This window comes from Nonomuraea sp. NPDC049607, from assembly GCF_040675375.1.
Taxonomy (GTDB): Bacteria; Actinomycetota; Actinomycetes; order Streptosporangiales; family Streptosporangiaceae; genus Nonomuraea.
On record NZ_JBFAOV010000001.1, the window covers coordinates 114272 to 126397 of the forward strand.

12 protein-coding genes are annotated in these 12126 nt (G+C 71.9%); 5 read left to right on the forward strand and 7 right to left on the reverse strand.

Annotated elements, in window-relative coordinates:
- Window positions 1–29 precede the first annotated feature (29 nt).
- The 5 genes from AB0J97_RS00605 to AB0J97_RS00625 form a co-directional block, all read right to left on the reverse strand.
- Complete coding sequence (locus tag AB0J97_RS00605; protein WP_364082731.1) at window positions 30–824, reverse strand: type II secretion system F family protein; 795 nt, start codon at window positions 822–824, stop codon at window positions 30–32.
- A 107-nt stretch (window positions 825–931) separates the two neighbouring features.
- Window positions 932–1645 carry a type II secretion system F family protein gene (locus AB0J97_RS00610; RefSeq protein ID WP_364082734.1) on the reverse strand — a complete coding sequence of 238 codons (714 nt, stop codon included), beginning with the start codon at window positions 1643–1645 and terminating at the stop codon, window positions 932–934.
- A gap of 13 nt (window positions 1646–1658) precedes the next feature.
- The gene (locus tag AB0J97_RS00615) at window positions 1659–2822 is read right to left on the reverse strand and encodes a TadA family conjugal transfer-associated ATPase (protein WP_357692582.1); all 1164 of its coding nucleotides are present in this window, start codon (window positions 2820–2822) and stop codon (window positions 1659–1661) included.
- A complete protein-coding gene (gene ssd, locus AB0J97_RS00620; protein ID WP_364082738.1) occupies window positions 2819–3859 on the reverse strand; it encodes a septum site-determining protein Ssd in 1041 nt (346 codons plus the stop codon). The genes AB0J97_RS00615 and ssd overlap by 4 nt, the downstream gene beginning before the upstream one ends.
- A gap of 736 nt (window positions 3860–4595) precedes the next feature.
- Window positions 4596–5375, reverse strand: coding sequence for an oxidoreductase (locus AB0J97_RS00625; RefSeq protein ID WP_357692586.1), 780 nt, complete (start codon window positions 5373–5375; stop codon window positions 4596–4598).
- Between the two features lie 279 nt (window positions 5376–5654).
- Between AB0J97_RS00625 and acs the strand changes: the two genes are divergently transcribed.
- From acs to AB0J97_RS00645, 4 genes are all read left to right on the forward strand, one after another.
- Complete coding sequence (acs, locus tag AB0J97_RS00630; RefSeq protein ID WP_357692588.1) at window positions 5655–7628, forward strand: acetate--CoA ligase; 1974 nt, start codon at window positions 5655–5657, stop codon at window positions 7626–7628.
- A 185-nt stretch (window positions 7629–7813) separates the two neighbouring features.
- Window positions 7814–8254: a phage holin family protein gene (locus AB0J97_RS00635; protein ID WP_364082742.1), complete on the forward strand. Its 441-nt coding sequence runs from the start codon at window positions 7814–7816 to the stop codon at window positions 8252–8254.
- A complete protein-coding gene (locus tag AB0J97_RS00640) occupies window positions 8244–9161 on the forward strand; it encodes an alpha/beta hydrolase (RefSeq protein WP_364082745.1) in 918 nt (305 codons plus the stop codon). The genes AB0J97_RS00635 and AB0J97_RS00640 overlap by 11 nt, the downstream gene beginning before the upstream one ends.
- A gap of 16 nt (window positions 9162–9177) precedes the next feature.
- Complete coding sequence (locus AB0J97_RS00645; protein WP_357692594.1) at window positions 9178–9621, forward strand: DUF309 domain-containing protein; 444 nt, start codon at window positions 9178–9180, stop codon at window positions 9619–9621.
- Here the strand turns inward: AB0J97_RS00645 and AB0J97_RS00650 are convergent.
- The gene (locus tag AB0J97_RS00650; protein ID WP_357692596.1) at window positions 9618–10808 is read right to left on the reverse strand and encodes a MarP family serine protease; all 1191 of its coding nucleotides are present in this window, start codon (window positions 10806–10808) and stop codon (window positions 9618–9620) included. The two genes, AB0J97_RS00645 and AB0J97_RS00650, sit on opposite strands and share 4 nt — an antisense overlap.
- 103 nt (window positions 10809–10911) lie before the next feature.
- Here AB0J97_RS00650 and AB0J97_RS00655 point away from each other — a divergent pair, with 103 nt between their 5' ends.
- The gene (locus tag AB0J97_RS00655; RefSeq protein ID WP_357692598.1) at window positions 10912–11403 is read left to right on the forward strand and encodes a HEAT repeat domain-containing protein; all 492 of its coding nucleotides are present in this window, start codon (window positions 10912–10914) and stop codon (window positions 11401–11403) included.
- Between the two features lie 16 nt (window positions 11404–11419).
- On the opposite strand, the gene AB0J97_RS00660 is transcribed toward AB0J97_RS00655, so the two are convergent.
- Complete coding sequence (locus AB0J97_RS00660) at window positions 11420–12085, reverse strand: CoA pyrophosphatase (RefSeq protein ID WP_357692600.1); 666 nt, start codon at window positions 12083–12085, stop codon at window positions 11420–11422.
- Between the last annotated feature and the right edge of the window lie 41 nt (window positions 12086–12126).

Consider the following 12126-nt stretch of genomic DNA (forward strand, 5'->3'; position numbering starts at 1 on the left):
TGGCCTGTCGGCCCGTTCGCCGGCGAGGGTCACGGCAGGATGATGGTGGACGCGAGGCCGGCGATCACCGGGATGATGCCCAGGAGGACGAAGGCCGGAAGGAAGCACAGGCCCAGAGGGGCCACCGCTTTGACGCCCACGGTTCGGGCGGCGGCCAGTGAGGCGGCTCTGGCTGCGTCCCTTGCGTCGTCGGCCAGGCGGGTCAGGACGTCCGCCAGCGGGGCGCCGGTCTGGGCGGCCCGGCTCATGGCTCTCGACAGCCGGCTCAGGGCCGGGTCCCTCGTCAGGGTTGCCCAGGTCGGTTCGGGGTCGGCGCCCAGGCGGAGCTGGCTGCTCACCCATGCCAAACGCTGACCGAGAGGGCCGCCGATCGTGGTCGCGGCCAGGTCTGTGGCGGCGGTCACCGGTTGTCCGGCGAGGAGGCACGCGGTCATCAGGTCCGCGGCGAAGGGGAGGTCGGCGGTGATCTGTTCGCGTTCCTGGCGGGAGTGAGGGGGTTCCCTTCTGTGCAGGATCAGGGCTGTTGCGGGGGTCAGCAGGAGGGCTACCGCGATTCCTGCGAAACCACCGATCAGGAGGGCGGTGATCACGCCGGTGAGGGCCGCGGTGGTGATGGTTCTGCGGTCCGGGGGACGGTGGAGGGCGTCCTTGTCGAGCCAGTCGGGCTGGGTGGGGGTGTCCGTCGCAGAGGTGGTGGGGCTGGACGGCGGGGCTGAGGGGGTGGGCGGAGGGAGGAGGCGGGTGAGGCGGTCTGCGGGGGTGCGTGGGGCTGACCACAACCAGGTGGCGAGGGCCACGCAGAAGGCGGACAGAAAGGGAAGCATCGGGCAGCGGAATTCCAGTGGTTCGGGTGCGGGAAGGATGCGGCCCGGCGCCCCGCGGGCGACGGCCACGGGGGCGGGGTCGCGGGCGCGGGGTCGCGGGTCGTGGGTCAGGGGTGGGCCTTGGTGGCCATGTGGTGGGTCCACCACAGGCCGCAGGCGTCCAGGGCTGCGCCGGACAGGAGGCAGAGCAGGCCGGGGAAGGTGCCGAGCAGGAAGTTCAGGGGGTGCATGTCGAGCGCTCCCGCCATCAGGAGGCCGAGGATCGGCAGGGCGGCGAGCATTCGCGCCGTGGTACGAGGGCCGGCCAGTTGGGCGGCGACGTCTGCGCGGTGGGTCTGGGCGGCGCGGAGCGTGTTGCCGACTCGTTCGACCAGGGCGGACATGCCTGCGCCCACGGTGATGCTGACGTCCCAGCAGGCAGCGAGGCGGCGGAGGCCCTCGCCGCCCTGAGCCGGGGCCGCTGCCGTGAGGGCTGCGGAGACGTCGCCGCCGTCTCTTGCCGCTGCCAGGGCAGGGCGCAGGGCTTCGGGGTCGGGGAAGTCGACGGCTGTGATGGCCCGGGTCAGGGCTTCGCCCGGGGTGCGGCCCGCGGCGAGCTCGGCCGAGAGCGACTGGCACAGCTCTATGGAGGCGCGGCGCCAGGCGTCGGCGCGGCGGGTGGGGCCGGGGCGGGTGAGGGTGGCTCGGAGCAGGCCCGACCATGGGGGTCGGCGACGAGGTGCGGTCAGGAGCGCGCGCAGGCGGAGGGCGGGCGTGGTCGGGCCGGTCCACAACCAGAGGGCACAGGCTGTGGACAGGGCCGAGATGAGCGCGGCGGTCATCGTCCGGGGGCTTTCATGAGGTCCTTCGCAGGAGGGATTCGTAGCCAGGGCCGGTGTGGGGGCTGCCGTCCGGGGCGAAGGTGAGGGCGGGGACCGATTCGACGAGGCCGGCCGGGGTTCTGGAGAGCAGGCAGATCTCGGCGACGCGCCGTCGGCCGTCGGTGCGGGTGCGGGTCAGGTGGACGACCACGTCGAGGGCCGCCGCCAGCTGGCTGTGCACGGCCTCCCTGGTCAGGCCCGCCGCGCAGCCGAGGGCTTCCAGGCGGGGCGGCACGTCGGCCGCGGCGTTGGCGTGCAGCGTGCCGCACCCGCCCTCGTGGCCGGTGTTGAGGGCGGCGAGCAGGTCGACGACCTCCGCTCCCCTGACCTCGCCCACCACGAGCCGGTCGGGACGCATGCGCAACGCCTGACGCACCAGATCGCGCAGGCCCACTCCGCCCGCCCCTTCGAGGTTGGCCGGACGGGTCTCCAGGCGGACCACGTGAGGGTGGAGAGGGCGCAGCTCGGCGGAGTCCTCCACGAGGAGGAGGCGTTCGGCCGGGTCGGCCCGGGAGAGGAGGGCCGACAGGAGGGTGGTCTTGCCCGTGCCGGTGCCGCCCGTGACGAGGAAGGCGAGCCGGGCGTCGACCATCGCCGTCAGCACCGTGACGGCCGCCGGGGCGATCGTGCCGGCCGACACCAGGTCGGACAGGGTGAAGGTGCGGCGCGGCGGCAGGCGGAGCGACACGCAGGTGCCGCCCGAGGCGATGGGCGGCAGTACGGCGTGCAACCGGACGCCCCCGGCCAGCCTCGCGTCCACGTACGGCGAGGCGTCGTCGAGCCGGCGACCGGCGGCGGCCGCGAGGCGCTGGGCCAGCCTGCGGACCGCTCCGTCGTCGGCGAACGTGACGGAGGTGCGGCGCAGGCCGCCGCCGTCGTCGATCCACACCTCCCGCGGGCCGTTGACCAGGACGTCGGTGACGTCGGGACGGGCCAGGAGCGGTTCCAGCGGACCGGCGCCGATCAGGTCGGCGCAGAGGGCGCGGGCGACCGCCAGGATCTCGGCGTCTCCGTAGACCGAGCGTTCGGCTCTGAGCGCGACGGCCACCTGGGCGGCCGTCGGCTCGACACCGGCGTGGGCCAGGCGGACGCGTACGGCCTCCACCAGCTCCGGCGAGACCTCCCCGGCGGCGCTCATGCCGGAAGGAGGTCTTGGAGCAGGGACGCGCAGAGGGTGCCGAGAACCGTACGCGGGCCGAGCCCGGGGAGCTCGCCCCGGTTGAGGGTGGCGGTGAGCCTCGGATGGTCGGGCAGGTGGGCGGCGACGGGGATGCCGAGTGAGGCCGCGGCCGTCTCCTCGTCGAGGACTCCGGGCCGGAGGATGGCACGCAGGTCGGCGGTGTGCCTGCGGAGCTCGCCCAGCACCTGGACGGTGGACAGGATGCCGCGCAGGTCGGCCGTGGTGACCGTCAGGGTCGTGTCGGCCCTGGTGAGGGCTTCCACGGCGGCCGGGTCGAGATGGCGCGGGAGGTCGACGACGATCAGGTCGAAGCCGCGCCGGCCGGCTTCCAGGACCGAGCGCATGGCCTGGGGCGGGATCGCGGCCACTTCCCCGCGGTGGAAGGACAGGACCGCGAGGTCGCCGAACGACGGGAGCGCCGCCCGCAGGGCGCTGGAGCTGATCCTTCCTTCCCTCGCCACCAGGTCGCCCCAGCGGGCGCCCGCCGCCTCCTCGTGGCCCAGCAGGGCGTCGATGCCGCCGCCCAGGGGGTCGGCGTCGATCAGGAGCGTACGGAGGCGGTCGCCCGAGGCGCGCAGGGCCAGGCAGGCGGACACCACGCTCGCGCCCGCTCCGCCGTGGCCACCGATCACGCAGGTCACCGCGCCGGAGCGGGGCTCGGGCTCCATGGCGTCGGCGAAGCGTTCCACGAGGTGGCGTTCGTCGCCGGGGAGGCGGACGACGGCCTGGGCGCCCACGGCCACGCATTTTCGCCACGTGTCGGGGTCGTCGGGGCCACGGGGCACCAGGAGGACCTGGTCCCGGGTGGGCGGTGAGGTGGCGGCGACGGCGTCGGCCTGGTCGGGGCCGATGGCGACCATGGGGGCGAGGTTCCAGTACGGCCGGGCATGGGCGGGGGTCTGGGCCACGTCGAGCTGGGCGCCGGCGGCGGCTGCGATGCGGACCAGGTCGTCGAGGAGGTCGTGGTCCTCGGTGATGACCAGGGGGCGGTGCACGGGGTCCTCCTCTTGCCGGGGCGTGGGAGGTCAACCCTGCTGGGGAGGAGGCGGCCGGGAGAGGCCGAACGGGATTCTGGGGACGGCGGCCGCGGACATGCCTCACCTGTGGACAACCGGCGGGGTCGGCGAGCCGGACAGAGGCCGGAAATAGGGCGACCCCCGCCGGGGGGGAGAGCGGGGGTCGCCTGATCGGTCCGGCTCCGGGGGGGTAGAGCCGGTCCCGTTTCAGAAGAAAGCTTTCATCACTTCACCAGAGCATGGCAAGAGACTTGCAAACGCATCCCTCACACACACGCTCCAGTTTCGGGCGATACCTCCGTATGCTGCCCGATCCACTCGAGTTTCGTCGAGCAGTAATCTGGCATTTCCGCCAAGTTTTTTCGCTACGCCATAACGATCGCATAAAGACAGTCACTGTCCGTAATCGTCACAGGTAGGTAACGGGTTGGCGCCCGAAGACGGCTCGACGGAACCCTCCCGGCCGCTCCACGTCTGGGTAAAGGTCTTGCTCCAAGGGGTTCCCAGCAGGGCGGATCCGTCGTAGAAAGGTGTTACGGACCTCTTGTCCGGGTGCATCAGCCGGGTACCCACGCGCGACCAGCCGCGGGAGGCGCGTCGTGACGGGCTTGACCCGCTCCGACGGATTTGAGGTGCACGCTTGGTAACCCGGTGTGATGCACCGGCAGACGGCGTCTCGGTCGAGACGCCGTCCGCTATGTGACCAGCCCGTCCGTCAGCCTCGTTGCATCGCTTCGCAGACCGCGGTCGTCTCCCGTACCCCCAGGCTTACCGCCGAGGCACAGTGCTGTACCCACTGGCCGACGCCCTCCGGAGTACCGGTCAGATACGCCCGGAGCGCCTCCGCGTACGGCAGCTCAAGATGCCCGATCTCGACGACGACCAGCGACTTCGGGTCGAGCCCGTACTCGACCAGCGTCAGCCGTTCCGCGGAACGCGCCACGACGCCGTCGCACGTCCCGAACGGACGCAGCACCGCCAGCTCGGCGTGCACCACGGCGGCCAGCACGATCGCGGGCGCCTTGCCCGCCTCTTCCAGCAGCCGGAACAGGGACTCCATGCGCGTCGCGGTCTCCGCCGCCCCCGGGGCGGGACCGAGCCCGAGCGGATCGGGGGCGGAGTCGTCCGTACGGGGACGGCCCAGCGCCGGCTGGTCGGCGAGCCCCGCGGCGGCGACGGTGTGCAGGCGGGCCAGCACCTGCCGCGGCGCCTTCCGCCAGGTGGGACCGAGCCGGCCCATCTCCGCGGACGCCCGCAGCGCCCCCTGTACGAGCGGATCGTGCACCTCGTCGCGGCGCAAGGCGTCCAGTGGCACGTCGACGCCCTCGATCGCGGCCGAGGCCCGCGCGCCGCGCAGGGACGACTCGGTGGACACCGCCGGGCTCGCCCGGCGCAGGACGCGATGCCGATAGAGCCTGTCGACGGCCTGCCGCGCCTCGTCCACTGCCTCGGACACGCCTGGGAACCGCGCGATGACGGCCAATGGGTCACTCACGGAAACCGACCTTACCGGCGGGTACGCCATGCCCCGCCATGGACCGGACCGCCGCCGTATAAGGCGCTACGGCCCCCCCGCTTTTTCCCGCCACGCCGAACCGCATATTCTCCTGATTTCAGGATGACAACAGTTCAATTGCGTTTGTCATGCAAGCTGATAATCATGCGGCCACCCACGCGAATCGGTACAGACCTGTCTAGACCTCTTGTGTGGGGAGGCCGTGAGCTGGTGAAGTGGGACCCGACCTGTCCAACCTGGCCATAGAAGGAGCACGAAGTGGCCCCGGAGACCCCTGGCAACGAGACCCAGGCGCTGTCCAACCTGCTACAGGAGAACCGCCGGTTCGCACCACCGGCCGAGCTGGCCGCGGCCGCGAACGTGACCGCCGCCGCATACGCCGAGGCAGACGCCGACCGTCTCGCCTTCTGGGAGCGCGCGGCCGAGCGGCTGACCTGGGCCAGGCGGTGGGACACGACGCTGGAGTGGAACGCGCCGTTCGCCAAGTGGTTCGTCGGCGGCGAGCTCAACGTCGCCTACAACTGCGTCGACCGGCACGTCGAGGAGGGCCGCGGCGACAAGGTCGCCTACCACTGGGAGGGCGAGCCCGAGGGCGACAGCCGCACGCTCACCTACAACGACCTCAAGAACGAGGTCGGCAAGGCCGCCAACGCGCTGCTGGAGCTCGGCGTGCGCAAGGGCGACCGGGTGGCCATCTACATGCCGATGATCCCCGAGCTGCCGATCGCGATGCTGGCCTGCGCCCGCATCGGCGCGATCCACTCGGTGGTGTTCGGCGGCTTCTCCTCCGCCGCGCTCAAGAGCCGCATCGACGACGCCGACGCCAAGCTCGTGATCACGGCCGACGGCGGCTACCGCCGCGGCAAGCCGAGCGCGCTCAAGCCCACCGTGGACGAGGCCGTCGCCGAGTGCCCGCAGGTGGAGAACGTGCTCGTCGTCCGCCGTACCGGCCAGGACGTCGCCGTGGGCGACAAGGACGTGTGGTGGCACGACCTGGTCGAGCGCCAGAGCGACCAGCACACCGCCGAGCCCCACGACGCCGAGGACCCGCTGTACATCCTCTACACCAGCGGCACCACCGGTAAGCCCAAGGGCATCCTGCACACGACCGGCGGCTACCTCACCCAGACCGCCTACACGCACCACGCGGTCTTCGACCTCAAGCCCGAGACCGACATCTACTGGTGCACGGCCGACATCGGCTGGGTCACCGGCCACTCCTACATCGTCTACGGCCCCCTCGCCAACGGCGCGACCAGCGTCATCTACGAGGGCACCCCGGACACCCCGCACCGCGGCCGGTTCTGGGAGATCGTGCAGAAGTACAAGGTCACAATCCTCTACACCGCCCCCACGGCGATCCGGACGTTCATGAAGTGGGGCGACGACATCCCCGCCAAGTTCGACATGTCCAGCCTGCGCGTCCTGGGCTCGGTCGGCGAGCCGATCAACCCCGAGGCCTACGTCTGGTACCGGGAGCACATCGGCCACGACCGCTGCCCCGTCGTGGACACCTGGTGGCAGACGGAGACCGGCGCGATCATGATCAGCCCGCTGCCGGGCGTCACCTCGGCCAAGCCGGGCGCGGCGATGCGCCCGCTGCCGGGCATCACCGCCGACGTGGTCGACGACCAGGGCAACAGCGTCCCCAACGGGGGCGGCGGCTTCCTCGTCGTGCGCGACCCGTGGCCGTCGATGCTCCGCACGATCTGGGGCGACGACCAGCGCTACATCGACACGTACTGGTCGCGTTTCGAGGGCATGTACTTCCCCGGCGACGGCGCGAAGAAGGACGAGGACGGCGACCTGTGGCTGCTCGGCCGCGTCGACGACGTCATGCTCGTCTCCGGCCACAACATCTCCACCACCGAGGTGGAGAGCGCCCTGGTCAGCCACCCCAAGGTCGCCGAGGCGGCCGTGGTCGGCGCGACCGACCCGGTGACCGGCCAGGCCATCGTGTCGTTCGTGATCCTGCGCGGCAGCGCCGAGGAGAACGACGACATCGCCGCCGAGCTGCGTGACCACGTGGCCAGGACGCTCGGCCCCATCGCCAAGCCGCGGCAGATCCTGGTCGTCCCCGAGCTGCCGAAGACCCGCTCCGGCAAGATCATGCGCCGCCTCCTGCGCGACGTGGCCGAGAACCGCAGCATCGGCGACGTCACCACGCTGGCCGACAGCACGGTGATGAACCTCATCTCCGAGAAGCTGCCGGCGGCCAAGTCCGAGGACTGACCGGCCGTTCAGCCGCTGAGGCGCATGCCCGTACCGGGCATGCGCCTCATCTGTCTGCGGCGGACGGCGTTATCGTGGGCGATCGGGTAGTTCTGGGAGTAGCCGCGTCCTCGGCGTGTTCGGTGGCGCCCAGCAGTTAGTACGGGATGTTTGACACGGCCACCAGGCCTCGATAGGAGACGTTCATGCCGCAGACTCCCGAGGAAGAATCCCTGGGCTCGCTGGTCGCCCAGGCCAGCAGCCACATCTCCGACCTCGTCCGCTCGGAGATCGAGCTGGCCAAGGCCGAGTTCAAGTTCGACGCCAAGCGGGTGGGCATGGCCGCGGGGCTGTTCGCCGCCGCCGCTTTCATGGCGCACCTGTGCCTGATCCTGGCCTCGTTCACCATCGCGTACGTGCTGGCCCAGTGGCTGCCCAACTGGCTGGCCTTCCTCATCGTGACCGTCTTCTACCTGGTGGCCGCGGGCCTGCTGGTGCTGGTCGGCGTGCGCAGGCTGAAGGGCCTGGCCGGGATGAAGCGCACCGCCAGGTCGATCAAGGGCCTCAAGGAGATCGCCACGCCGGAGGAGCAGACGCTCCCCGTGCCGAGCGCCGAGAGTCAGCCGGTGAGCCGTGATGGCACCTGACGAGACGGTCGTCCAGATCGACGGCCCGTGGACACACCGGGCCGTGCACGCCGGCGGCACCCGCTTCCACGTCGTGGAGGCCGGCGAGGGCCCGCTGGTCCTGCTGCTGCACGGGTTCCCGCAATTCTGGTGGACCTGGCGCAACCAGCTCACCTCCCTCGCGCAGGCCGGCTTCCGGGCGGTCGCCGCGGACCTGCGCGGCTACGGCGGCAGCGACAAGCCGCCGCGCGGCTACGACCTGCCCACCCTGGCCGCCGACGCGACCGGCCTGATCCGCGCGCTCGGCGAGACCGGCGCGGTCGTCGTCGGTCACGACTGGGGCGGCCTGCTGGCCTGGACGATGGCCGTGCTCGACCCCAAGTGCGTGCGCCGGCTGGTCGTGGTCTCGGCGCCGCACCCGCTGCGGCTGCGCCAAGCGCTGGCGACCGACCCCGGCCAGCTCAGGGCCGGCCGGCACGCGCTCGGCTACCAGCTCCCGCTGCTGCCCGAACGCAGGCTCACCAGGCACGACGCCGCCCTGGTCGGCAGGATCCTGGCGGGCTGGTCGGCTCCCGGCTGGCCGGACGCCGAGACCGCGCGCACCTACCGGGAGGCGTTCCGGATCCCCGCCGTGGCCCACTCGGCGCTGGAGTACCACCGCTGGTTCGGCCGTTCCCAGCTCCGGCCCGACGGCCGCCGCTATGCCAGGGTCATGCGTACCGAGATCGAGGCGCCGACGCTGCACCTGCACGGCGCGCTCGACCCGTACGCGCTCCCCCGCACCGCCCAGGGCTCCAGCCGGTACGTCGCCGCCCCCTACCGCTGGCGGCTGTTCGAGGGCGCGGGCCATTTCCCCCACGAAGAGATCCCCGACGTGTTCGACACCGAGCTGCTCGGCTGGCTGGCCGATCCCGAACCCGACCGATGAGAGAGCCCCTCGAGCGATGAGAGACCGCGACCCCCAGGGCAAGCCGCGCAACGCCAGGCCACGCGACGCGTACGGCAGGCCGCTCCCCTACGGCTCGCCCGGCGTCGACCGGGTCCCCGACGACTACGCACCCACCTCCGAGCAGGCGCTCGCCGACGCGCGGCACTTCCTGGGAGAGGGGCTGCCGTTCAACGCGCACGAGGTCTTCGAGGGCCGCTGGAAGTGCGCGCCCGAGGAGGAGCGCGAGCTGTGGCAGGGGCTCGCGCAGATCTGCGTCGGGCTGACGCACCTCCAGCGCGGCAACGGCCGCGGCGCGGTCACCCTGTTCAGCCGCGGCGCGGCCAGGGCGCAGGCGTACGGCGGCGACTACGACGCCGTCGGCAGGGCGGCCACCGGCCTGACCCAGGACAGCGACGCCGTCGAGGCGATCGCCCTGATCCTGGCCGCACTGCCCGCCTAGTCGCACTCCTGGGTGCTGGCCGCGGTGGTGTCGTTCCGGCCCTGGCCGGCGTCGGGCGCGACCTCCTCGGCGGTGAGCACGTAGCCGGTGTCCTTCTCGCTGACCGCGGCGGCGAAGATCACGCCGTAGACGCGGCCGTCGACGGTGAGCAGCGGGCCGCCGGAGTTGCCCGGCAGCACCTTGCCGCGGATCGCATAGACCTTCCGCCGGACGTTGCGGTCGTGGTAGATGTCGGGGCCCTCGGCGTCGAGGCGGCCGCCGATGCGGGCGGGCTCGGCGGTGAAGCCCTTGCCCCTGGGGAAGCCGGCGATGATCGCGTTGGCGCCGCGCTTGCCGTCGGCCTCGAAGGTGAGCTGCGGCAGGTCGAGGCCGGGCACGTAGAGGATCGCGATGTCGCGCTGGGGGTTGTAGCGCACGACCTTGGCCGGGTGGCGCACGTTCTTGTAGTCGATGACCTCCAGGTCGCGGGTGACGCCGGCGACGACGTGGGCGTTCGTCATGATCCGGTTGTCGGCGTAGACGAAACCGGTGCCCTCGATGTGCTTGTTGCAGCTCTCGGCGTTGCCCTGGACCTTCACGATGGCCCGCTGGGCCCGGCCCAGCTTGGCGCCCTGCAGCACGCTCTGCGCCGGCGGCGGCACGTCGATCAGCGCGTCGGGGGCGATGGCGTCGAAGACGGGCGGGAACTCCGACCTGTCCACGAACTTCTTGAACGGCTGCTGCCAGTTGCGCGCGGCCTGCGGGATCGCGTCGTCGACCGTGGTCAGCAGCGCGGAGTTCTTGACCTGGTCGACCAGCGGGGTGAACGTCGTCGAGACGATCAGCGACCCGATCAGCCAGGCGATCACCAGCACGGACAGCGCGCTGGCGAACGTGCCGCCCACCGCGTCGGCCATCTTGGCCGGCTCCCACGTGACGTGGCTGCGCACGACCGCGCCGACCGTGGAGGACGCGAACTGGCCGATCGTGGCGGCCAGGAACACGATCACGATCGCGAGCAGGGCCTGCGGGGTGTCGCCGTCGACGACGGCCTTGGCGATCGGCGGCGCGATGAAGATGCCGAGCACGGCGCCGCCCACGAACCCCACGAAGCTCATCGCGCCGATGATGAAGCCCTGCCGGTAGCCGGATACGCCGAAGGCGATCACGAGGCCGATCAATATGAGGTCAAGCAGATCACCGCGCACGCTTCAAAGGTAGCCAGCGATACGGTCAAGTGTGCACGTCTTCCGCCAGGACGGCGTCACCCGGCTGGCTATCTTGGGCGGTATGCCGCCGGCCGAGGGAACAGTGCGCGATCTCATCCGGGCAGCTCTCAGCGACACCGACCCGGACGGGCCGCTGCGCTGGCACGTGATCTGCCTGCTGCGCCAGCGGGCCGACCTGGAGTCGTTCATCGAGGCACGCCGCCTGTGCGCCGCGGACAACGTGGCCGAACGGCTGCTCGGGGTGGACATCATGGGCATGCTGCGGCCGTTCGTGGACCGTACGCTGCCGGTGCTGCGCTACCTGGCGGCCAGCGAGGACGACGCCATGGTCCTGTACGCCGTGCTGATCGCCTTCGGCCACCTGGCCGACCCCCGCTCGCTGCCTTCGGTGATCGACCTTGCCTGTCACGACGACGCCAGAGTGAGGTACGGGGCGGCGTACGCGCTGCAGCACGTGCTGGGCGACCCGCCCGACCGGGCGGGCCTGGAGATGCTGCGCACCCTGGCCGCCGACGACGACGCGGACGTCGCCGACTGGGCCTCGCTCGGCGTCTCGCTCAGAACCCCGGAGTGATCCGCTCGCACAGCCGTCAGGACCCCGGAGTGATCCGTTCGCGCAGGCCCAGTCTGACGACCTCGGCCGGCAGGTCCTCCAGGCGCGCCTGGTCCCAGGGACGTTCGAGGCCGCCCTCGCGCAGCACGGAGTCGAGCACCATCGCGGTGAACCCCCACACCAGCATGCCCCGCACGTGGAAGGCCGGGCCGGCGAGCCCGCTGGGATGCCGCAACATGACTCGGTTGCCCGGATCGACCAGCTCGGCGATCGGCACCCGCTCGACCGACTCGACCTCGTCGGGCGAGGCGGCGTGCACCGCGGAGGGCGTGTGCCACCAGCCGAACACCGGGGTGACCCGGTTGTCGCTGTGGTCGAGGTAGAGCTCGGGCATCGTGCCGAGGACGCGCACGCCGCGCGGATCGACGCCGGTCTCCTCCTCGGCCTCGCGCAGCGCCGCGCCGACCGGGCCGCCGTCTTCGGGATCGACGCCGCCGCCGGGGAAGGCGGGCTGGCCGGCGTGCCTGCGGCCGCGTGAGCTGCGCTGGATGAGCAGCACGTCGGGGCCGAGCGGCCCCTCGCCGAACAGCATCAGCACGGCGGCCAGGCGCCCGCGGCCGGCCGGGGGCCGCAGGTAGCGGGGGACCGTGATCCGCGCGGCCTGCGCCGCGAGCCGTTCGAGCCAGTCGGGCACTTCTGTCACGCAAACCTCCAACACGGCACGGCCTCGATCACTTCCCTGGG

Excerpts from the sequence above, each read along its gene's own strand:
- AB0J97_RS00605 (WP_364082731.1), bottom strand. The coding sequence starts at position 824 with ATGCTTCCCTTTCTGTCCGCCTTCTGCGTGGCCCTCGCCACCTGGTTG.
- AB0J97_RS00610 (WP_364082734.1), bottom strand. The coding sequence starts at position 1,645 with ATGACCGCCGCGCTCATCTCGGCCCTGTCCACAGCCTGTGCCCTCTGG.
- AB0J97_RS00615 (WP_357692582.1), bottom strand. The coding sequence starts at position 2,822 with ATGAGCGCCGCCGGGGAGGTCTCGCCGGAGCTGGTGGAGGCCGTACGC.
- AB0J97_RS00635 (WP_364082742.1), top strand. The coding sequence starts at position 7,814 with ATGCCGCAGACTCCCGAGGAAGAATCCCTGGGCTCGCTGGTCGCCCAG.
- AB0J97_RS00640 (WP_364082745.1), top strand. The coding sequence starts at position 8,244 with ATGGCACCTGACGAGACGGTCGTCCAGATCGACGGCCCGTGGACACAC.
- AB0J97_RS00645 (WP_357692594.1), top strand. The coding sequence starts at position 9,178 with ATGAGAGACCGCGACCCCCAGGGCAAGCCGCGCAACGCCAGGCCACGC.